Source organism: Oscillospiraceae bacterium, assembly GCA_031265355.1.
Taxonomy (GTDB): Bacteria; Bacillota; Clostridia; order Oscillospirales; family UBA929; genus JAIRTA01.
This window is the reverse complement of the sequence record JAISCT010000047.1, coordinates 182,558-202,158: the sequence shown is the minus strand read 5'-3', so window position 1 is coordinate 202,158 and position 19,601 is coordinate 182,558. Positions and strand designations below refer to the sequence as shown.

General features: G+C 62.1%; 24 protein-coding genes and 1 pseudogene. 24 read left to right on the top strand and 1 reads right to left on the bottom strand.

Annotated elements, in window-relative coordinates:
• Positions 1-382: 382 nt before the first annotated feature.
• Positions 383-6,064, bottom strand: coding sequence for an S-layer homology domain-containing protein (locus tag LBK75_07520; protein ID MDR1158139.1), 5,682 nt, complete (start codon positions 6,062-6,064; stop codon positions 383-385).
• 539 nt (positions 6,065-6,603) lie between these two features.
• On the opposite strand from LBK75_07520, the gene rpsJ reads away from it, so the two are divergent.
• The 24 genes and pseudogenes from rpsJ to map all read left to right on the top strand — a co-directional run bounded on the left by rpsJ (position 6,604) and on the right by map (position 19,601).
• Entirely contained in the window at positions 6,604-6,921 is a 318-nt protein-coding gene (rpsJ, locus tag LBK75_07515) for a 30S ribosomal protein S10 (protein ID MDR1158138.1), read from the top strand.
• Between the two features lie 92 nt (positions 6,922-7,013).
• Positions 7,014-7,646 carry a 50S ribosomal protein L3 gene (gene rplC, locus LBK75_07510; GenBank protein MDR1158137.1) on the top strand — a complete coding sequence of 211 codons (633 nt, stop codon included), beginning with the start codon at positions 7,014-7,016 and terminating at the stop codon, positions 7,644-7,646.
• Positions 7,647-7,814: 168 nt separating this feature from the next.
• Entirely contained in the window at positions 7,815-8,444 is a 630-nt protein-coding gene (rplD, locus tag LBK75_07505) for a 50S ribosomal protein L4 (GenBank protein MDR1158136.1), read from the top strand.
• Positions 8,441-8,734 carry a 50S ribosomal protein L23 gene (gene rplW / locus LBK75_07500; GenBank protein MDR1158135.1) on the top strand — a complete coding sequence of 98 codons (294 nt, stop codon included), beginning with the start codon at positions 8,441-8,443 and terminating at the stop codon, positions 8,732-8,734. The genes rplD and rplW overlap by 4 nt, the downstream gene beginning before the upstream one ends.
• 85 nt (positions 8,735-8,819) lie before the next feature.
• Positions 8,820-9,653: a 50S ribosomal protein L2 gene (gene rplB, locus LBK75_07495; GenBank protein MDR1158134.1), complete on the top strand. Its 834-nt coding sequence runs from the start codon at positions 8,820-8,822 to the stop codon at positions 9,651-9,653.
• Between the two features lie 16 nt (positions 9,654-9,669).
• On the top strand, positions 9,670-9,945 hold the full coding sequence (gene rpsS, locus LBK75_07490) for a 30S ribosomal protein S19 (GenBank protein ID MDR1158133.1): 276 nt from the start codon (positions 9,670-9,672) through the stop codon (positions 9,943-9,945).
• Between the two features lie 12 nt (positions 9,946-9,957).
• A complete protein-coding gene (gene rplV / locus LBK75_07485) occupies positions 9,958-10,293 on the top strand; it encodes a 50S ribosomal protein L22 (protein MDR1158132.1) in 336 nt (111 codons plus the stop codon).
• A gap of 11 nt (positions 10,294-10,304) precedes the next feature.
• Positions 10,305-10,928 (top strand): annotated as a pseudogene (gene rpsC, locus LBK75_07480) (30S ribosomal protein S3).
• Between the two features lie 501 nt (positions 10,929-11,429).
• Positions 11,430-11,867, top strand: coding sequence for a 50S ribosomal protein L16 (rplP, locus tag LBK75_07475; GenBank protein ID MDR1158131.1), 438 nt, complete (start codon positions 11,430-11,432; stop codon positions 11,865-11,867).
• Positions 11,867-12,088: a 50S ribosomal protein L29 gene (gene rpmC / locus LBK75_07470; protein ID MDR1158130.1), complete on the top strand. Its 222-nt coding sequence runs from the start codon at positions 11,867-11,869 to the stop codon at positions 12,086-12,088. Before rplP ends, rpmC begins: the two co-directional genes overlap by 1 nt.
• A 101-nt stretch (positions 12,089-12,189) precedes the next feature.
• Positions 12,190-12,417 (top strand): 30S ribosomal protein S17, encoded by a 228-nt coding sequence (rpsQ, locus tag LBK75_07465; protein MDR1158129.1) that lies wholly within the window; start codon positions 12,190-12,192, stop codon positions 12,415-12,417.
• A gap of 33 nt (positions 12,418-12,450) precedes the next feature.
• Positions 12,451-12,819: a 50S ribosomal protein L14 gene (gene rplN / locus LBK75_07460; protein MDR1158128.1), complete on the top strand. Its 369-nt coding sequence runs from the start codon at positions 12,451-12,453 to the stop codon at positions 12,817-12,819.
• Between the two features lie 103 nt (positions 12,820-12,922).
• A complete protein-coding gene (gene rplX, locus LBK75_07455; GenBank protein ID MDR1158127.1) occupies positions 12,923-13,240 on the top strand; it encodes a 50S ribosomal protein L24 in 318 nt (105 codons plus the stop codon).
• Positions 13,241-13,262: 22 nt separating this feature from the next.
• Positions 13,263-13,808 (top strand): 50S ribosomal protein L5, encoded by a 546-nt coding sequence (gene rplE, locus LBK75_07450; GenBank protein MDR1158126.1) that lies wholly within the window; start codon positions 13,263-13,265, stop codon positions 13,806-13,808.
• Between the two features lie 86 nt (positions 13,809-13,894).
• The gene (locus LBK75_07445; GenBank protein ID MDR1158125.1) at positions 13,895-14,080 is read left to right on the top strand and encodes a type Z 30S ribosomal protein S14; all 186 of its coding nucleotides are present in this window, start codon (positions 13,895-13,897) and stop codon (positions 14,078-14,080) included.
• A 157-nt stretch (positions 14,081-14,237) separates the two neighbouring features.
• Positions 14,238-14,636: a 30S ribosomal protein S8 gene (gene rpsH, locus LBK75_07440; protein ID MDR1158124.1), complete on the top strand. Its 399-nt coding sequence runs from the start codon at positions 14,238-14,240 to the stop codon at positions 14,634-14,636.
• Between the two features lie 15 nt (positions 14,637-14,651).
• Positions 14,652-15,200: a 50S ribosomal protein L6 gene (gene rplF, locus LBK75_07435; GenBank protein MDR1158123.1), complete on the top strand. Its 549-nt coding sequence runs from the start codon at positions 14,652-14,654 to the stop codon at positions 15,198-15,200.
• Between the two features lie 15 nt (positions 15,201-15,215).
• A complete protein-coding gene (gene rplR, locus LBK75_07430) occupies positions 15,216-15,575 on the top strand; it encodes a 50S ribosomal protein L18 (protein ID MDR1158122.1) in 360 nt (119 codons plus the stop codon).
• 123 nt (positions 15,576-15,698) lie between these two features.
• Positions 15,699-16,208: a 30S ribosomal protein S5 gene (gene rpsE, locus LBK75_07425; protein MDR1158121.1), complete on the top strand. Its 510-nt coding sequence runs from the start codon at positions 15,699-15,701 to the stop codon at positions 16,206-16,208.
• A 13-nt stretch (positions 16,209-16,221) separates the two neighbouring features.
• Positions 16,222-16,425, top strand: coding sequence for a 50S ribosomal protein L30 (gene rpmD / locus LBK75_07420; GenBank protein MDR1158120.1), 204 nt, complete (start codon positions 16,222-16,224; stop codon positions 16,423-16,425).
• Positions 16,426-16,439: 14 nt separating this feature from the next.
• A complete protein-coding gene (rplO, locus tag LBK75_07415) occupies positions 16,440-16,880 on the top strand; it encodes a 50S ribosomal protein L15 (protein ID MDR1158119.1) in 441 nt (146 codons plus the stop codon).
• 3 nt (positions 16,881-16,883) lie between these two features.
• Positions 16,884-18,179, top strand: a complete 1,296-nt coding sequence (gene secY, locus LBK75_07410; GenBank protein ID MDR1158118.1) for a preprotein translocase subunit SecY — start codon at positions 16,884-16,886, stop codon at positions 18,177-18,179.
• 28 nt (positions 18,180-18,207) lie between these two features.
• Positions 18,208-18,846, top strand: a complete 639-nt coding sequence (locus LBK75_07405) for an adenylate kinase (protein MDR1158117.1) — start codon at positions 18,208-18,210, stop codon at positions 18,844-18,846.
• Positions 18,843-19,601: a type I methionyl aminopeptidase gene (gene map, locus LBK75_07400; protein ID MDR1158116.1), complete on the top strand. Its 759-nt coding sequence runs from the start codon at positions 18,843-18,845 to the stop codon at positions 19,599-19,601. The genes LBK75_07405 and map overlap by 4 nt, the downstream gene beginning before the upstream one ends.

Genomic DNA, 19,601 nt, shown 5'->3' with positions numbered 1-19,601 from the left:
ACGGAATAATGCTTCAGCATAAAAAGCCTTACAGTGCGATATTTCAACTGGCTTTAGCCTGAAAATACGACTTTCAGTCGTTTACCATCCCCTGCACTTCAGTGCAGGTGTGGTTGAGTTTATCTTATCCCAACACGGCGGAGGGGGAACCATGGGAACGCCGCCGAACAGATGCCACATCTGAACCATGTATCCCTAGCTTCGAGGAATCCTCCGACTCCTGTTGGCGTTTCACACCGAGCATCCTCCGCTCCTCTTTTGCTCCATTACCCGCGGAGAATCACGGCAAACACCATGCCTGTTTTCAACGTCCGCGCATCAAACAGGAGGGACCCCCCAAAAGGGTCCCTCCTGTTTGATGTATATGCTGTTTTGGAGAAGGTTAACGTGGTTCCTCGCTAGGAGACTCTATCCAGGCGCTGCCGTTCCAAGTAAAAATATCGCCAGAGACAGCACCATCCAACGGACCCTCATTCGCGTCAGTGATGCTAGCATCCTCGCCGATTCTCAATACGAGCTCAACTGTTTTGCCTACGAGCGACGCGCCTACTTCAATCGTCATAGGATAAAGCAGAGTGCAGTTCTGATTGATTGTCGCGCTGCCGTGCAGTGTAAAGGTGGCCTTTGATGTCATGATCGTCAGGGTAGCGTCTGTTGCCAGCGTAATAAAAGACGGAAAATTTTCCTCATCGTACGGGCCGACCAATGCGACGGACGTCGGGGCCGCAGTAGGCGCTACAATGTCTTCTCCCTCAGGATCCACAGGCTCGACCACCACCAGCAACTTGGCGGTGGAACTCAGCACAATGATGACGCCTTCTGCTGTCGCTGGTTCGTCAGAAGAAGAGACTGCCAGAGGGAAGAAGTCTTTCATGGCATACGAACCGGCGAATAGGAGGAGGGTGCCGTCGACATAAATCGTGCCGGCATCGTCCGGAGACGCTGAAGTCGACAGGGCATTCGAGGTGTCATCACTCTTACCTTCATCCTCCACAGTGATCTTTAGGACTACATGCTCTGCGGAGAGATCCAGAGTGGCGTCTTCAGAGATTGTCAGAGTGCCGATGACAGCCAACGTAGAGTTCGCAAGAAATACTAAGGAGCTGCTGCCGTCGACGGTCAGAGCGCCCTTGACGGTCAGGACGGCGCCGTCGTAGCTCTCGCCCTCACCGTCGATTGTCAGAGTGTCGTTGACAGTCAGTGTAGTCTGGTCTTCGAATATCAGGTCTCCGTCGATTGTAAGTTCGCTGCCGATTGTCAAAGCCTCTGTGATTGTCAGGGAGGCGCCCGTATTGACAACCAGGCTCTCTGTTGCCGCTACGACAAGTGTTTCGACGATCAGCGCGCCATCAGTCGCAACCTCGACAATTGCGGATGTCTCAGGTGCTGCGGAGGGGCTCAAAATAGAAGACTCAGAATCCTCCTCCTCAGTTTCCGGGGTGATGGCCCCGTTGACAATCAGCGTTACACCCGCTGCGATTGTCAGCTTGTGGCCTGCCGTTACGGTGAGCTCGCCTGTAACCGTTAACGAGCCGCTGCCGTCAATTGTCAGGTCGTCGACGGTCAGGTCGGCTTCGATCGTCGGTTCCGCAGACTCCTCGATCGCTAGGGTAATGCCATTTGCCAGTGTGATGACGCCTCCGTCTGTCGCTTTTAACGTACCGTTGCCGTCTAGTGTAACGTTGTTGTCGATCACTAAGACGGCGTCCTCACCGTCGATTGTCAAGGTCTTGTCTGCGGCAATCGTCAAAGTGATATCGGACGACTGGGTGACCAGCGTCAGTGAGCCAGCGATGGCAGCGTCTCCGTTCAGTGTCAACGCCGGGGTTTCTAAGGAACCTGTGACCGTCAGGGCTGAAGTCGACGCATCTTCCGAGACTGTTATACTCTTAGCCGCCAGATGGCCCGACACCGTCAGGGACTTGCTATCATTGCCCAGCGTGAGCTCATCGTCGATCGTCAGGGTACCTTCGCCCGCAACCGTCAGGGCTGTGAATGTGAGGTCTTTGACTGTCGGCGTTGCCTCTTCCGAGATTGTCAGGGTAGCGGATGCCGGCAGAGTGATTGTGCTTGCCTGATCGTTCTCGCTGCTTAGCGCCAGGGTTCCGGAACCTTTCAGCGTGAGAGATGCCGGGAGTGTCAGTGTGCTGGCGCTGCTCTTCGAAACGGTCAGATTGGCCGTGAGGTCCAAAACAGCAGCGTCGCCTTGCAACGTAACATTGCCTGTCAGCGTGGTCGCTTCGGCAACGTCCAACGTACCGGGAATTCTGAGCGATGCGGTGCTGTCAACCGTCAGAGTACCCTTGGTCTCCAATGTGCCGTTAACCATCAAGGTTTCGCCTGCTGGGAAAGTCTTCAATCCTTTTAGGGTGGCGTCTTCGCCAATTGTCAGCGTCTTGGATGGCGCATCGGTAAAGGATAGACTGCCGCTCTCACCCAAGTCAATCGTGCCTTTGCCGCCCAGAGTGAGGTCTGTTTTGACATCCAGCGTGTTACTGCCTGAGAGCTTCAACGTGCCGTTGACCGTCAGATCCGTGCTGGTCGTCAGCGTACCGGTGACCGTCAGTTCGGCGCCTTCTTCCACCTCGAAACCGGCGCCTGCCTCCAGCTCGACGGCGCCGCTCAGCGCCGCTTTGCCACCCTCCACCGCTGTGACAACCAGACCGGCGCCGGATCCAACGGTCAGCGTTTTCTCCGAGGTAACTTGTACGGTACCTTTATCCAGAGAGAGTGTACCGGTTGACAGAGCGATGCTTTCATTGAGGTTCAACGCGCCCTCGACCGCCAAAGTGGCGTCGTTGGCGAGCTGCAGGGTGGCGGTATTGACATCCAGTATGCCGTCAATCGTTAGGGAACCGCCCGCGCCGATGTTCAGAATAGCGATGTTGGCCAGTGTGGCAGTGCCGGTGGTGTCGGTCTTCAGTACAGCGTTTGAGGGGATATCCAAAGTGCCTTTGATCTCCAATGCGGCTTTCTTGTTAGACTCTCCGACTGTCAGGGTTTTTCCATTGGAGATTGTCAGAATGCCCTCCACCGTGACCGTGCCAGTCTGGTCTGAGGCGGTGCCTGCCAGCGTGACGTTACCCACCTCCAGGGCGGTGTCCGCCGCTACGGTGAAGGTTTTTTCGGCAATAACATCCAGTTTGGCGTCGTCTGCCAGAGAGATGGTGCCCTTACCTGATGTTGTGGTGGTATCCGTGATCTCCAGAGTGCCCTCATCGGAGACCGTCAGCGTGCTGCCTTCGGCAATGGTCAAAGTGCCCTGTGTCTTCACACTCGCACCGTCGGCGACCGTCAGCTCACCGTTGATCGTCAGGCCATTGGTATTAGTTAGGATTTGGTCCTTGGCAACGACCAGTGTTTTGCCTTCCGGAATTGCCAAAGTGTCAGTTGTGCTTACATTGCCTGTAATGACGATAATAGCGTTATCATTATTTGCCAGTGCATTGGTCAATTCCTCGGCGCTAGCAGCCCCAGCGCCCACGGTGACTTTCGCGACGCTGGACGTGACAGTAGCTGCGTTGCGGGAGTCAAGCTTGACATAATAGTAATGATCACCCTCCGTAAGGGCTGGAAGCACATAAGAAGCGGTGAGACCAGTGCCTCGCTCTCCGACCGAAGTGTCGCTATTTTCGTCGGGTGTCGCACCGACCGCTTTGTACCATTGATAGGTGATTGGCTGGGTGTTGGGGACCACTTCGGCGGTGACAGACAAAGTGGTTGATGAAGTAGGAGTGCCTGCCGCGACGGCGGTGACTGCGAGAGGCTGCTGTGTAATTTTAATCGCCGGATTTTTGACAACGACTGTCGCAACACGGGAGCTGGCCGGCCGCGCGTTTTCAGCAGCATCGCTCACAATCACATAGTAGTAGTATGTGCCGGCGGTGAGTTCTTCTTCGGATAATTGGAGCGTATCGGTGGTGGCTCCGAGCAGAGAGGTGTCATTTTCACCGGGCGTTGCGCTGGCCGTTTTGTACCACTGATAGCGCAATGTTCCCGTCCCGCTCAATGTGGCAGTCACGCTGAGTACGTGGGCGCTTGTAATGTATCCAACATACAGGATTTCTGAGTCTGCCGGCGTGGTATCGGTGATTGTAATCGTCGCTGTTGGCTCAATCACCGTTACGGCCGCGCGCGCGCTGATTGCCGTTTTGCTTTCGCTGCCCCTTGTGTTGGTTGCAACAACATAGTAATACGTTTCGCCAGCCACGCTGGTCGGCGCGTTGTACGTGTAACCTATCGCACCTTCGATCTCATCGCCCTCAGCATCAAGTTCATCGCTCTCGTACCACTGGAGCGTCTGTGTGATGTTCTCATCATCGATAGGGGCCATGCCTACGGATAGCTGTACAGGCGGATCACCCACGAAAACCGTCCTGCCTGTGGGATGGAGTGCAAACACAGGTGCCGGCAACTCTCCGGGCTCGGGATTGCTGCCGCTTGTGACGGTCACCGCTGCGGCGCGGCTGGTGGCGGTCGCGGTCTTGCCGTTGTTCGTGTTGGTCACGATCACATAGTAGTAGGTAACGGAAAGAACCTGGGCGTCGGGCGCTATCCTCGTATCGTAACTGTCTGCTGTCGCACCTTCAATCTTTGTGCCGCCTTGGTTGCTGTTTGTGGTGTTGCGGTACCACTGGTACGACCGCGTGCCGCCGTCGGAGACGGTGGCGACGACGGTCAGACTCACGGGATTGCCCTGCGCCACATTCTGATCCGCAGGGGTTGTAGGATCAATCACAGGCGTCGCCGCGTTGGTGGTGCCGCCGCCGCCGGGATTGCTGGTGCCGCCGCCGCTGGGGGTGGTGGTGGAGTTGGGATGCGAGGTGCCGGTCTTGCCGGGTTCAATCGTCGCGCCGTTGCCGGTCGTTACCGCGCCGGCGGATTCGGAGACCGTCACGGCCGCGTTCGGGACGGTGATCGTCACGCCCGTGCCCGCGGTCACCGCAATCGCCGTCACCTTGCCCGGACCCGTGACGGAGACGCGGTTGCCCGAGATGGCAATCCGATCCACCGTTGTGCCGCTCTCAACCGTCACCGCCGCGTCGCTGCCGGAGATCTCAATGTCGGCCGTTTTCGCGTTTTTCAGGGTGACGTGGCTGCCCGATTCTATGCTCAGACGGGGCAGCGGACCTTCGAGGACGACGCCGCTCTCGCTCTCCAGAATCGTCAGAGATTCGAGTACCGCCGCCGTGCCCTCCACAGCCACGCGCAGGACGCCCGTTTCGGACTTCTCAATGACGACGCGCCCCAGATGCGTGCCGCCGCGGATGATGACGCTGTTCGGGCCGCCGCCGCGGACGTACGTGACGCCGGATACCGTCACGCCGTCTAAAATAACAGTGCCCTCGCCGACGCCCTCGGCGATGTAAAGGTCGCCTCCAATCGTCGCGTCCTTTAACGTCACGCCGTCGGCGCGGATCACCGCGTTGCCCGTCACGGAACCGGTCTGCTCACCGGCCGCCGCGTAGTAGGCCGCTATGAAGTTGTCGACAATCGTCACAACCTCCGCCCGCGTGATGTTCGCCCGCGGCCGGAAACGGCCGGCGGTGTCGCCGTGCAGGTACCCAAGGGCCTTCAGCGCGCCCACGGACGCCGCCGCCCAGTCGGATACCGAGGCCGCGTCGGGGAAATCATTGCCGCCGGCGTTGCCTGCCAGGCCAAACGCGCGCGCAATCACCACCGCCGCCTCTTCACGGGTCAGGTTGTCTTGGGGGCGCGCCCGGCCGCCGGAACCGAGCAGGACGCCGGCCGTGTTTAGCTTCAGCACGTCCCCATAAAACCAATCTGTCTCCGATACGTCGGAGAAAGCGTTCGAACCGGCGGCGTTGTAACCAATCACACGGTTGATTACCGCCGCCAGCTCGGCTCTCGTGATCGGCGCGTTCGGCCTGAATTGGCCGTTCGTGCCGTTGAGAACGCCGTGATCCGCCCAGGTTCGGATGGCGCTCTCGGCCCAATGCCCGGCGGTGTCTCCAAATTCAGCTGCAAGGGCCGCTGCAGGCAGCAGAGAGAGACTCAGCAGCGCCGCCAGGGCAAAGGCAAGGGTCTTTTTGAGTGTCCGCATACTTTCAAAAAACCTCCTAATTATTGAAAGAAGACCGGGTTTGCCGGCGCTTCCTTCGTGTGGGATGGGTCCGGTTTGGGCGGCCGCGCCCCCAAACCGCCGGCCCGGTGTAAACCTACACCGGGCGCTTGTCGTTGTTTTGGAACAATTAACATATCGTTCTTGTTTTCACTCGACTTAATAGTAATGCGGAAGAGAAGGAAAATTTCCAGAAAAATCGGCAAATATACCTTGACAAGCAATTTCATATGGAGTATGATATATGGGCGCTTGTTTGGGCGCAGCTTGCGATGAAGCGGGAGATTGCAGCCTGCCGGCTGGTCACTTCCGCGGAGTATGTCCGACAATCGGGCGGCTGAGAAAGACTGCGGGGCAAGGGGTTTTACCGCTTGTCCCAGAAGGTCGGCCTGGCCTGGGAAGAACGGGGACGCCGGCTTTTTTGCAGGGGCGGCGCGACACACCCGGCGGGGCGTACAGTATTTCTCATCCGTGCGCGGGGCCTTGCGGCGCCGCAGTACGAAAAAGGAGGGGTCCCCACCATGGCAGCACCCGCGAAGGAAATGATCCGCATCCGGCTCAAAGCCTACGACCACCAGTTGGTCGACCAGTCGGCCGAGCGCATTGTGGAGACGGCAAAACGCACCGGCGCCCGGGTTTCCGGCCCCGTGCCCCTGCCGACGCACAAGGAGATCGTCACTATCTTGCGCGCCGTACACAAATACAAAGACAGCCGCGAGCAGTTTGAGCGGCGCACCCACAAGCGGCTCGTCGACATTTTAAAACCCTCGCAGAAGACCGTCGAGTCCCTGATGGCCCTGGAACTGCCGGCGGGCGTCGAGATCGAGATCAAACTTTAATTAAATAAGGGCTTTCTCCCATGCCCCCGCGCTTGGCGGCGGCGAGGAGCACCCAATGAAACGTTCATGTTTTGTCGGTAGGAGGAACTGGTATGGACAAGGCGATCATCGGCCGCAAGGTCGGGATGTCACAGATATTTGACGAGAGCGGCCGGGTCATCCCGGTCACGGTCATCGAAGCCGGGCCCTGCGTCGTCGTGCAGAAGAAGGTCGGGGAAAAAGACGGCTACAGCGCCTTGCAGCTCGGCTTCGAAGACGTGGAGGCGCGCAAGCTGACAAAGCCCGAGCAGGGGCACCTGAACAAGGCCGGCGTCGCGCTGAAGCGCCACCTGAAAGAATTCAAACTCTCCGGCGCCGACGGCTACGGCGTGGGTGACGTTATCCGGGCGGACATGTTTGCGGAGGGCGACCGCGTCGACTGCACCGGCGTCAGCAAGGGCAAAGGCTACCAGGGCGCCGTCAAGCGGTGGGGCGCCTCGCGGGGGGCCATGTCCCACGGCGGCGGCCCGGTGCACCGGCACGCCGGCTCCATGGGCGCGAACTCCAGCCCGTCCCGCGTCTTCCCCGGCAAAAAGATGCCGGGCCACATGGGCGCCGAGCAGGTCACCATCTTGAACCTTGACGTCGTCAAGGTCGACCCGGAACTGAACCTCATCGCCGTGCGCGGCGCCGTGCCCGGCCCCAGGCGCGGGCTCGTATATCTCCGCAACAGCGTCAAGAATTGAGCGGGAGCGCCAAACCGTCACTTGCGCAAGTGATTATTTTGACGGCCCCTGAGCGGATAACAGCCCCCGAGCGGAGGCGGCAATCCCGGCGACCGGTCCCCCGGCCAGACGCCGCGAGACCGGGACTTTACTAGGGCCGCGCCCGGCGCGGCGGAGGAGTTGTGACCTATGCCCAAGGCCAATGTATATGACATGTCCGGCGCCCAGACAGGCGAGTGCGAGCTGTCGGAGGGCGTGTTCGGCATCGAGCCGAACCGGGCCGCGCTGCACGAGATGGTGCGGCACCACCTGGCCGCCCGCCGGCAGGGCACCCAGTCCACACTGACCCGTTCCGAGGTGTCGGGCGGCGGCGCCAAACCCTGGCGCCAGAAGGGGACGGGGCGCGCTCGTCACGGGTCTACCCGGTCCCCCCAGTGGACGCACGGCGGCGTGGCGCTCGGCCCGAAGCCGAGGAGCTACCGCTATTCCGTCAACAAAAAAGTGCGCCGGCTCGCCATCCGCAGCGCGCTGTCGGCCAAGGCCGCGGCCGGCGAGATCCTGATCATCGAAGATCTGCGGCTCGACGCGGTCAAGACCAAAACCTTCGCCGCGTTTTTGCGCGCGCTGCCCGTGCAGGCCAAGCGTTCCCTCGTCGTCATCCCGGAGCCGCGCGAGTCGGTCATCCTCTCCGCGCGCAACATCCCGGGCGTGAAGACCACGCTGGCCGGGATCATCAACGTCTACGACCTGCTGGGCCACGGCGTGCTCATCCTCGACAGGGCCGCCGTCACCCGCATTGAGGAGGTGTACGCCCAGTGAAGACGCCGTACGACATCTTGCTGCGCCCCATCATCACCGAGCGCTCGATGGAGGCCGTGGACCAGAAAAAATACGTCTTTGAAGTGGCGCGCGACGCCAACAAGATCGAAATCCGCAAAGCCGTGGAGGAGATCTTCGACGTGACGGTGCTGAGCGTCAATACCATCAATATGCAGGGCAAAGAAAAGCGGCAGGGCGCCCACATCGGCCGCCGCTCCGCCTGGAAAAAAGCGATCATCCGCCTGCGGCCGGACTCCAAGACCATCGAATTCTTCGAGGGTATGGTGTAAGGCGCCGGCGTTATCCGAAACATAGCCCAAGAGGCCGGGCGGCCCGGGCGGCAGACAAATTGTTTGTAGGATGGGAGTTTTGCAGATGGCCATCAAATATTTCCGGCCGACGACCCCTTCGCGGCGGCACATGTCGGTGCTCTCTTTCGAGGACCTGACCAAAAAGCCGCCGGAGCGGAAGCTGACGGAGGCGCTGCGCGGGAAGGCCGGCCGCAACAGCTACGGGCGCATCACCGTGCGCCACCGCGGCGGCGGGCACAAGCGCAAATACCGCGTCATCGACTTCAAACGCGACAAGGTCGATATCCCGGCCTCCGTGCTGGCGCTGGAGTACGACCCCAACCGCTCCGCCAACATCGCCCTGCTCGCGTATGAAGACGGGGAGCGGCGTTACATCTTGGCGCCGGTCGGCCTCAAGGTGGGCGACGCGGTGATGTCGGGGACAGGCGCGGACATCAAGCCGGGCAACAGCTTGCCCATCAGCGCCATTCCGCTCGGCACCTTTATCCACAACATCGAGCTCTACCCCGGCAAGGGCGGCCAGATCGCGCGCGGCGCGGGCACCGCGGCCCAGCTCATGGCCAAGGAGGGCAAGATGGCCCAGGTTCGGCTCCCGTCCGGCGAGGTGCGCTACGTGCGCATGAACTGCCGCGCCACCATCGGCCAGGTCGGCAACATCGACTACGAAAACGTGCAGATCGGCAAGGCCGGCCGCAAGCGCCACATGGGCTGGCGGCCCACGGTCCGCGGCAGCGTCATGAACCCCGTCGATCACCCGCACGGCGGCGGCGAGGGCAAGAGCCCCATCGGCCGCGCCGGCCCGGTGACCCCGTGGGGCAAGCCCACGCTCGGCTACAAGACCCGCAAGAAAAAGAATCTCACCGACAAGTTCATCGTCAAGCGCCGGGGCGCCAAGTGATAGGGGAGGACAAAACATGAGCAGAAGCGTAAAGAAAGGCCCCTATGTGGCGCCCGAGCTCCTAAAGCGTGTGCGGGAACTCTCCGCCAAAGGGGACAAAAAAGTGCTGAAGACCTGGAGCCGCGCCTCCACGATTTTCCCCGAATTTGTCGGGCACACCATCGCGGTGCATGACGGCCGCAAGCATGTGCCGGTGTACGTCACCGAGGACATGGTGGGCCACAAGCTGGGCGAATTTGCCCCCACGCGCACCTTCCGGGGTCACGCGGGCAGCAAGACGTCGGGCAAGTAAGGAGGAAGCCGTATGGAAGCCAGAGCGCATCTGCGCTATCTACGCATTTCGCCGCGCAAGGTCCAGATCGTCGGAGAACTCATCCGCGGTAAGGACGCCAAGACGGCGCAGGCCATTTTAAAACACACGCCCAAGGCGGCCTCCGAGCCCCTGCTCAAGGTATTGCGCAGCGCGTGCGCCAACGCCGAGAACAACTTCGAGATGGACACCGACAGCCTCGTGGTGTCCGAGGTGCTCGTCGGCCCGGGGCCCACGCTCAAACGCATCAGTCCGCGCGCCCAGGGGCGGGCGTTCCGCATTCTCAAACGAACGTCGCACATCACCGTGGCTGTGCGCGAGAAGGAATAAGGGGGCAGGGTATGGGACAGAAAGTCAATCCGCACGGTCTGCGTGTCGGCGTCATCAAAGGATGGGACTCCCGCTGGTATGCCCCCAATGACAAGGTGGGCGCGCTGCTGCTGGAGGATTATAAAATCCGCGAATACCTGAAAAACACGCTTCGGAGCGCCGGGATTCCCCGCATCGAAATCGAGCGGGACAGCACCCGCGTGCGCGTCTTCCTGCACTGCGCCCGGCCGGGCGTCGTAATAGGCCGTCAGGGGCAGGACATTGAAAAACTGCGCGCCAAGCTCGAAGGCATGATCAAAAAGCCGGTGGCGCTGAACATCGTCGAGGTCAGAAGCCCCGACATGAATGCCCAACTCGTGGCGGAAAACATTGCGCAGCAGCTCGAAAAGCGCATCTCTTTCCGCCGGGCCATGAAGCAGGCCATGCAGCGCTCCATGCGCCTCGGCGCGCGCGGTATCAAGACCTGCGTGTCCGGCCGTTTGGGCGGCGCGGAGATCGCGCGCGTCGAGCACTACCACGAGGGGACTATCCCCCTGCAGACGCTGCGCGCCGACATCGACTACGGTTTCGCCGAGGCCAAGACCACATACGGTCGTCTCGGCGTGAAGGTTTGGATTTACAAGGGCGAAGTGCTCAGCGTGGGCAACCGCATGGGGTCCCGCACGATCGAGGCGCCCCGCCCCCGCGACGACCGGCGCGACCGGCGTGACCGCGGCCCGCGCTCCGGCGACCGGCGTGACCGCGGCCCGCGCTCCGGCGGCTGGGGCGGCGGCGGACGTTCCGGCGGCTTCGGCGGCGGGCAGGGCGGCGGCCCGCGCTTCGGCGGCGGCCAGGGCGGCGGCCCGCGTCCCGGCGGCTTCGGCGGTCAGGGTGGTCCGCGTCCCGGCGGCTTCGGCGGCGGCCAGGGCGGTGGTTCGCGTCCCGGTGGATTCAGCGGCGGCCAGGGTGGCGGCCCGCGTCCCGGCGGCGGTCAGGGCGGTGCGCGCCCCGGCGGCTTCAGCGGTGGCCAGGGCGGCCCGCGCCCGGGCGGCTTTGGCGGCGGCCAAGGCGGCGGCCCGCGCCCGGGCGGCTTCAGCGGTGGCCAAGGTGGCGGCCCGCGCCCCGGCACCCCCCCGAGGGAAGGAGGTCCCCGTTAAATGTTGTTACCCAAACGTGTCAAATATCGCCGCGTACAGCGCGGCCGGATGAAGGGCAAGGCCCTGCGCGGCAACACCGTGAGCCACGGCGAGTTCGGCCTCATGGCGTTGGAGCCGGCTTGGATCACCTCCAATCAGATCGAGGCCGCCCGTATCGCCATGACCCGTTATATCCGCCGCGGCGGGCAGGTGTGGATCAAAATTTTTCCCCACAAACCGGTCACCGAAAAACCGGCCGAGACCCGCATGGGTTCCGGCAAAGGCTCCCCCGAATACTGGGTGGCGGTGGTAAAGCCCGGTCGTGTCATGTTTGAAATTGCCGGCGTGAGCGAGGAAGTGGCCCGCGAGGCCATGCGTCTCGCCTCCTACAAACTGCCGATTAAGTGCAAGTTTGTGCTTCGCGCCGAGACGGAAATCGCGTCAGGCGGTGAGCAATGATGAAAGCGAAGGAGCTGCGCGAACTGTCCCCCGCGGAACTGGACCGCAAGCTGGCGGACCTCAAAAAAGACCTGTTCAACCTGCGGATGCAGCACGCCACCAACCAACTGGAAAACCCCATTCGCATCGCCGACGTCCGGCGCGACATTGCCCGCGTCAAAACCATCCTGCGCGCGGAGCAGCTGCGCGAGGAGCAATTGAAGGAGGCTGTGAATAAATGAGCGAAGAGATCATGACGGCGGAAGCGGCCGTTTCCGAGCCGCAGGCCGCCGAGACACAGCCGGCCGAGACAGAGGCGAAGCGCCACTTCCGTAAGACCCGCATGGGCGTGGTCGTCTCGGACAAGATGGACAAGACCATTGTGGTGGCCATCCAGGACCGTGTGCGCCACCCCCTCTACAAGAAGATCGTCAAGAGCACGTACAAGCTGAAGGCGCACGACGAGCGCAACGAGTGCCGCGTGGGCGACAAAGTGCGTGTGATGGAGACCCGTCCGCTGTCAAAGGACAAACGCTGGCGCCTTGTGGAGATCGTGCAAAAGGCGCGGTAACCGAGCGCGTTCGGATAAAGGGGGAAACTTTCTATGGTTCAGCAGGAAACCAGGCTCCGGGTGGCCGATAACACCGGCGCCAAGGAGATCAAATGCATCCGCGTGCTGGGCGGTTCTTCCCGCCGCTACGGCAATGTGGGCGACGTCATCGTCGCGTCGGTGCGCAAGGCGGCGCCGGGCGGCGTTGTAAAAAAGGGAGAGGTGGTCAAGGCGGTCATCGTGCGCAGCTCGTTCGGTGTGCGCCGCAGCGACGGCACCCATGTCCGGTTTGACGACAACGCGGCGGTCATCATCCGCGATGACAAAAACCCGAGAGGTACGCGCATCTTTGGCCCGGTGGCGAGAGAGCTGCGCGACAAGGACTATATGAAGATTCTGTCCCTGGCGCCGGAGGTACTCTGATCCCGCGCGTGAGCCCCAAGCGGGACAAAGACGACGCCCGGGGGAAGAACCCGGGGAATACGCGGGGGGAAAAGCCCTCCGCCACAGAAAACAGGTGAAAAATATGAACAGTCTGAATATCCGCAAGGGGGACACGGTGGTCGTGCTCTCTGGGAAAGACAAGGGGCGGCAAGGCAAAGTGCTCTCCACCCTCCCCCGGGTCGGCAAAGTCATTGTGGAGGGCGTCAACATTGTGACGCGGCACACAAGACCCCGCCGGCAGACCGACCCCGGCGGCATCATCAAGAAGGAGAGCCCGCTCTACGCCTGCAAGGTGATGCATGTCTGCCCGAAGTGCAAAAAGCCCACCCGCGCCGCGCACGTGCTGAATCTGGACGGCACCAAGGATCGCGTGTGCAAGCACTGCGGCGACACCATTTGACGAAGGAGGTGCGGATGGCATCATGGCACGTTTAAAAGAGAGATATGACAAAGAGATCGCGTCGGCGCTCATGAAGAAGTTCTCCTACAAAAGCCCCATGCAGCTCCCGCGCGTCGACAAGATCGTCGTGAACGTCGGCTGCGGCGACGCCCGCGACAACGCCAAGGCGTTGGACGCCGTGGTGGCGGACATCACGCGGATCACCGGCCAAAAGGCCGTGGTGACGCGGGCCCGCAAATCGGTGGCGAATTTTAAGCTGCGCGAGGGGATGCCGGTGGGCGTCAAAGTGACGTTGCGCGCCTCCCGCATGTGGGAATTTTTAGACCGTCTGCTCAATGTGGCGCTGCCCCGCGTCCGCGATTTCCGCGGCATCAGCCCGGACGCTTTCGACGGGCGCGGCAACTATGCGCTGGGGCTCAAAGAACAGCTCATATTCCCGGAGATCGAATACGACAAGATCGACAAGATCCGCGGCATGGACATTGTCATCTGCACCACCGCCAAGACCGACGAAGAGGGCCGCGAGCTGCTTTCCCTGCTGGGGGCGCCGTTTGCCCGCACTGTTTAGTACTTTGTTGCCGCGAAGCGGCAACAAAAAACAAGAATTTGGGATGTGGGTTGCAGGTGCAACCCACATCAGGGGAGGGAAGGACCGTGGCCAAAAAATCCATGATTTTAAAGCAGCAGCGTCCGCCGAAGTTCTCCAGCCGCGCCTACAACCGCTGTTCGATCTGTGGCCGGCCGCACGCGTATTTGCGCGACTTCGGCGTCTGTCGCATCTGCTTCAGAAACCTGGCCTACAAGGGTCAGATCCCCGGCGTCAGAAAAGCCAGCTGGTGACGGCGGCTTCGATATGTCTGCTGAGCGCCTTGTCCGGGGGTCGCCCGATTTTGATGAATACCCGCCGACTTAAGGGTCCAGGGGGAAGAGGTTCCGGCGGCGCGTCCGCCGAAAAACCGGCCGCCTGTATACCTCTCGCGCCAAAGGAGGTAACAAGATGCAAATCACCGATCCCGTGGCCGACATGCTCACCCGCATTCGCAACGCCAATGCGGCGCGGCACGACACGGTCGATATCCCCGCGTCCAACTTAAAGCGTTCCGTCGCCGACATTTTGCTCGAAGAGGGCTATGTAAAAAATGTCCAGCACATCGCCAACAGCGGGCAGGGCGTTTTGCGCGTCACGCTCAAGTATGTGGGCGGCAAAGAAAAAGCCATCACCGGCCTGCGCCGGGTCTCGAAGCCTGGCCTGCGCGTATACGCCGGCGCCGACGAGATGCCGCGCGTGCTGCGCGGGCTCGGCATCGCCATCGTTTCGACATCCAAAGGCATTATGACGGACCGGAAAGCGCGCGCCGAACATGTGGGCGGCGAAGTGCTGGCCTTTGTCTGGTAAGGGGGAGGAAACAACATGTCACGTATCGGCAGAATGCCCATTGTCGTCCCCGCCGGCGTCGATGTGACGGTCGAGCCGGGCAACCGGGTGACGGTCAAGGGTCCGAAGGGCGTTTTGACACAGGTCCTCCACCCCGAGATGATCCTCGAGCGGGAGGAAAATGTCTATCATGTAAAGCGGCCCTCCGAGGCCAAGCGCCACAAGGCGCTGCACGGTCTCACCCGGGCGCTGCTCAACAACATGGTCACGGGTGTGACCGTGGGCTTCAAAAAAGATCTGGAGATCAACGGCGTGGGTTACCGCGCGCAGAAACAAGGCAAGCAGCTCATCATGAACCTGGGTTATTCGCACCAGGTGATCGTGGAGGAGATCGACGGCGTGTCGATCGAAGTGCCCGCTCCGAACCGGGTGGTCATCTCCGGCTGCGACCGGCAGAAAGTCGGGCAGTTTGCCGCGGAGGTGCGCGAGAAACGCCCGCCCGAGCCCTACAAGGGGAAGGGCATCAAGTACGCCGCCGAAGTTATCCGCCGCAAGGAAGGCAAGACGGGCGGCAAGAAGAAATAAGGAAGGTGCGCCAACATGGTCTCGAGGCCCAATACCAACAAGCAGCGGCAAAAGCGCCATAAGAGAGTGCGCGCCGTCATCAGCGGCACCGCCCAACGGCCGCGCCTCAACGTATTTCGCAGCCTGCATCACATCTATGCGCAGCTCATCGACGACACCGCGCACAGGACCTTGGCCGCCGCCTCGTCTCAGGACAAAGCGGTCGAGGCGTCCGGCAGCGGCAAGACGGCGGCCCGGGAGGTGGGCAAACTGCTCGCGGCGCGCGCCAAAGAACAGAGCGTCTCCGAGGTCGTGTTCGACCGTGGGGGGTACCTCTACCACGGGCGCGTCAAAGAATTGGCCGACGGCGCCCGCGAGGGCGGGCTCAAGTTCTGAGCGGAGTTTGGCCGCCGCGTGAGGGCGGCTGACAGACGGACCGATTGACAACAAATGGGCCCTGTTCCGGCGGCCGTCGGGCGCGGGGGAGAGGGCGGCCCATTCCATTGGGAGGGAAAACGTATGCCGCAAAATTCCAAGATCGATTCCCAGGCCGTGGAACTTCGCGAAAAAGTGGTGGCGCTGAATCGCGTGTCCAAGACGGTCAAGGGCGGTCGTATTTTCAAATTTTCCGCGCTGGTGGTTGTCGGGGACGGCAACGGCACCGTGGGGTTCGGTCTGGGCAAGGCGTCCGAAGTGCCCGACGCCATCCGGAAGGGCATCGAAGACGCCAAGAAGAATCTTGTGGTGATCAATCTCAAGGGCACGACCATCCCGCACGAGGTGCTCGGCAAGTTCGGTGCCGGCCGGGTCGTCATCAAGCCGGCCGCGCAGGGGACCGGCGTCATCGCCGGCGGTCCGGTGCGCGCCGTCATGGAGATGGCGGGGATCCACGACGTGCGGACCAAGTGCCTGCGCTCCAACAACCCGCAGAACGTCGTCACGGCCACCATGGAGGGGCTCAAATCCCTCAAAAGTCTGGAGGAGGTTGCCAGGGTGCGCGGCCGTTCCCCCGGCAGTATTCTGAAATAGGGAGGGCTTATCTATGGCGACCAAGGCAAACGAGGCGGCCAAACTGCGGATCACCCTGGTCAAAAGCCTGACCGGACGAAAGGATTCGCACATCGCCACGGCGCATTCCCTGGGTCTGCGGCGCATCGGCCATGCGACGGTGCAGCCCGACAACGAGGCCACACGGGGGAAAATCGCCCACATCGGTTACCTCATCCGGGTGACCAGTGAGGCGTGAGGGAGGAAACCACCATGAAACTCAGTGAATTGTCCCCCGTACCGGGCGCCGTGAAGGAGCGCTTTCGGGTGGGACGCGGCCACGGGTCCGGCAACGGGAAGACCTCCGGCCGCGGTCACAAGGGGCAGAAGGCACGGTCCGGGTACTCGCGCAAGCGCGGGTTTGAAGGCGGACAGATGCCGCTGGCCCGCCGTCTGCCGAAGCGGGGTTTTGTCAATATCTTTGCAAAGCCGCCGGCCATCGTGAATCTCTCGGCCTTCGAGGTCTTTGACGACGACGCCGTCGTCTCTGAAGTCGAACTGCTCGCACGCGGCATCGTCCGCAAATGTGAAAACGGCGTCAAGGTGCTGGGGCAGGGCGACCTGACAAAGCGGCTGACCATCCGCGCGCGCGCCTTCTCGGCGAGCGCGGTCGCCCGTATCGAGGCGCTCGGCGGGAAGGCGGAGGTGGTGTAGGCGATGCTTGAGACATTGAGAAACGCGTGGCGCATCCGCGACCTGCGCAACAAGATGATCTTCACGCTGTTCATCCTGCTTGTCTATCGCTTCGGCGCCAACATCGTGGTGCCGTTCATCGACTCCACCGTGCTCTCACAGCTCTTCAGTTCGCAGCTCTCGAACACCATGCTGGGTCTCATCGACATGATGTCGGGCGGCAGCTTCTCGCAGGCGACGGTGTTTGCCCTCTCCATCCAGCCCTACATCAACGCCTCCATCATCATGCAGCTCCTCACCGTCGGCATCCCGGCGCTGGAGCGGCTGCAGAAAGAGGGCGGCGAGGAGGGCCGCAAGAAGATCGCCGCCATCACCCGGTATGCCACTGTGGCGTTGGGGCTGCTCATGGGCTTCTCCTACTACATGTTGCTGCGCAACCAGCCGATCCAGATGGCCGACGGCAGCACCGCGTACGCGGTGTCCGACCACTCGTTCTTCACGGCCTCCATCATCATCCTGACATTCACGGCCGGTTCGGCCTTCATCATGTGGCTCGGCGAGCAGGTCACCGAGTTCGGCATCGGAAACGGCATCTCCATCATCCTGTTTGCCTCCATCGTCTCCCGCGGCCCGAACGCGATCGGACGGATCATCCTGCAGATCACGCAGGGGCAGCTCTCGTGGATCTTTGTGCCGCTCATTCTCATCGGAATGGCCGCGGTGGTGGCCTTTGTCGTCTTCATCACAAATGCTGAACGGCGCATCCCGGTGCAGTACGCCAAACGGGTGGTCGGGCGCAAGATGTACGGCGGGCAGAGCACCTATCTGCCGCTCAAGGTCAATATGTCGGGCGTCATGCCCATCATCTTCGCCAGTTCCATTACGGCGTTTCCGTCCACCATCGCGGCCTTCTTCGGCGCGGGCGACAAACTCTCGTGGTTTGGTTCGCAGTCGGTGCTCTACAACGTCGTGTACTTTCTGCTCATCATTGCGTTCAGCTATTTTTACACCTCCGTGCAGTTCAACCCCATCGAGGTGTCGAACAACCTCAAGCAAAACGGGGGCTCCATTCCCGGTTTCCGCCAGGGCAAGCCCACCGCCGACTTCATCCGGAAGGTGCTCTACAAGGTGACGCTCTTCGGCGCTATCTTCCTTGGCGTCATCGCCGTGATGCCGGCTGTCATGGGCATCGCCTTCCCAAACCTCAATTTGGCGCTGGGCGGCACTTCGTTGCTCATCGTCGTCGGCGTGGCGCTGGAGACGGTCAAGGCCATCGAGTCCCAGATGCTCATGCGCCACTACAAGGGCTTCCTGGAATAAAGCTGCAGCGCGGCAGAAAGGGTTTGCCATGAACATTGTTTTGCTGGGTTCGCCCGGTTCGGGCAAGGGCACGCAGGCGGAAGTGCTCAGCCGCCGGCTCGGTATCCCCGCCGTTTCCACGGGCAACATCCTGCGCGAGGCCATGCGCCAGGGCACCGAGGTGGGTTTGGCCGCCAAGAGCTACATCGACGCCGGGCAGCTGGTGCCGGATGAAGTGATGGTCGGTATCGTCCGGGAACGTCTCGCCGCGCCGGATTGCGCCCGGGGCTTCATTTTGGACGGTTTCCCGCGCACGATCGCCCAGGCCGTCGCGCTGGACGGCATTGGCGTGACGGTGCAGGCGGTGCTCAGCCTCGAAGTGCCGGACGAAGACATCGAACGGCGCATGGCGGGGCGGCGCTCCTGCCGCCTGTGCGGGAACACCTACCATGTGCAAGTGAATCCCCCCGCCGTCGAGGGCGTCTGTGACAGCTGCGGCGGAGAGCTCTACCAGCGCGACGACGATGTTCCGGCGGTGGTGCGCGCGCGGCTCATCACTTACCACGAGAACACGGAACCGCTGAAAGGCCACTACGAATCGCGCGGCCTGCTGCGGGTCGTCGCGGCGCGGGACGCCATCGAGAAGGTCACGGAGCACTGCCTGGAAGTGCTGGAGGCGCTGTCGTGATCCAAATCAAATCCGCGCGGGAGATAGGCGCCATGCGCCGGGCCGGCGCGGTCACGGGGCAGGCGCTGCGGGCGGCTCGCCGTATGGTAGCCCCCGGCGTGACAACGGAGCAGATAGATAGCGTGGTGCGCGAGACCATCCAAAAGGCCGGCGCCGTGCCGTCGTTTCTGCAGTACCGGGGTTTCCCCGCCTCTGCCTGCGTGTCGGTGGGCGAGGAGGTCATCCACGGCATCCCCGGTCCGCGCGTCCTCCGGGAGGGGGACATCGTGAGCGTTGACGCGGGCGCTTATCTGGACGGGTTTCACGGCGACGCGGCGGCCACTTTCCCGGTGGGGCGGGTGTCCGAGGAGGCGCTGAAGCTCATCCGGGAGACGCGAACCTGTTTTTACAAAGGGCTCGCCGCGGCGCGCGAAGGCGCCCGCGTGTCGGATATCTCCCACGCCGTCCAGCAGCATGCGGAGGCAAACGGGTTTTCGGTGGTGCGGGCTTTCACCGGCCACGGTGTGGGCGCACAGCTCCACGAGGACCCGGACGTGCCAAATTTCGGGCCGCCCGGCCGAGGGCCGAGGTTGCTGCCCGGCATGACGCTGGCCATCGAACCGATGGTAAACGCAGGCGGCTTTGCCGTGCGGGTCCTGTCCGACGGGTGGACCGTCGTGACGCGGGACGGACGGCTGTCGGCCCACTATGAGCACACCGTGCTCATCACCCGCGGGGAGCCGGAGCGGCTCACCGCCTGGCAAGAGGAAGAGTGA

What these genes read in the sequence shown, in the direction of transcription:
- rpmC (MDR1158130.1), top strand. Translation starts at nt 11,867, where the DNA reads ATGAAAGCGAAGGAGCTGCGCGAACTGTCCCCCGCGGAACTGGACCGC.
- secY (MDR1158118.1), top strand. Translation starts at nt 16,884, where the DNA reads ATGCTTGAGACATTGAGAAACGCGTGGCGCATCCGCGACCTGCGCAAC.
- rplN (MDR1158128.1), top strand. Translation starts at nt 12,451, where the DNA reads ATGGTTCAGCAGGAAACCAGGCTCCGGGTGGCCGATAACACCGGCGCC.
- rplO (MDR1158119.1), top strand. Translation starts at nt 16,440, where the DNA reads ATGAAACTCAGTGAATTGTCCCCCGTACCGGGCGCCGTGAAGGAGCGC.
- rplR (MDR1158122.1), top strand. Translation starts at nt 15,216, where the DNA reads ATGGTCTCGAGGCCCAATACCAACAAGCAGCGGCAAAAGCGCCATAAG.
- rpmD (MDR1158120.1), top strand. Translation starts at nt 16,222, where the DNA reads ATGGCGACCAAGGCAAACGAGGCGGCCAAACTGCGGATCACCCTGGTC.
- LBK75_07405 (MDR1158117.1), top strand. Translation starts at nt 18,208, where the DNA reads ATGAACATTGTTTTGCTGGGTTCGCCCGGTTCGGGCAAGGGCACGCAG.
- rplB (MDR1158134.1), top strand. Translation starts at nt 8,820, where the DNA reads ATGGCCATCAAATATTTCCGGCCGACGACCCCTTCGCGGCGGCACATG.
- rpsS (MDR1158133.1), top strand. Translation starts at nt 9,670, where the DNA reads ATGAGCAGAAGCGTAAAGAAAGGCCCCTATGTGGCGCCCGAGCTCCTA.
- LBK75_07520 (MDR1158139.1), bottom strand. Translation starts at nt 6,064, where the DNA reads ATGCGGACACTCAAAAAGACCCTTGCCTTTGCCCTGGCGGCGCTGCTG.
- rpsQ (MDR1158129.1), top strand. Translation starts at nt 12,190, where the DNA reads ATGGGCGTGGTCGTCTCGGACAAGATGGACAAGACCATTGTGGTGGCC.
- rpsJ (MDR1158138.1), top strand. Translation starts at nt 6,604, where the DNA reads ATGGCAGCACCCGCGAAGGAAATGATCCGCATCCGGCTCAAAGCCTAC.
- rpsE (MDR1158121.1), top strand. Translation starts at nt 15,699, where the DNA reads ATGCCGCAAAATTCCAAGATCGATTCCCAGGCCGTGGAACTTCGCGAA.
- rpsH (MDR1158124.1), top strand. Translation starts at nt 14,238, where the DNA reads ATGCAAATCACCGATCCCGTGGCCGACATGCTCACCCGCATTCGCAAC.
- rplP (MDR1158131.1), top strand. Translation starts at nt 11,430, where the DNA reads ATGTTGTTACCCAAACGTGTCAAATATCGCCGCGTACAGCGCGGCCGG.
- rplC (MDR1158137.1), top strand. Translation starts at nt 7,014, where the DNA reads ATGGACAAGGCGATCATCGGCCGCAAGGTCGGGATGTCACAGATATTT.
- rplV (MDR1158132.1), top strand. Translation starts at nt 9,958, where the DNA reads ATGGAAGCCAGAGCGCATCTGCGCTATCTACGCATTTCGCCGCGCAAG.
- rplX (MDR1158127.1), top strand. Translation starts at nt 12,923, where the DNA reads ATGAACAGTCTGAATATCCGCAAGGGGGACACGGTGGTCGTGCTCTCT.
- rplD (MDR1158136.1), top strand. Translation starts at nt 7,815, where the DNA reads ATGCCCAAGGCCAATGTATATGACATGTCCGGCGCCCAGACAGGCGAG.
- rplF (MDR1158123.1), top strand. Translation starts at nt 14,652, where the DNA reads ATGTCACGTATCGGCAGAATGCCCATTGTCGTCCCCGCCGGCGTCGAT.
- rplE (MDR1158126.1), top strand. Translation starts at nt 13,263, where the DNA reads ATGGCACGTTTAAAAGAGAGATATGACAAAGAGATCGCGTCGGCGCTC.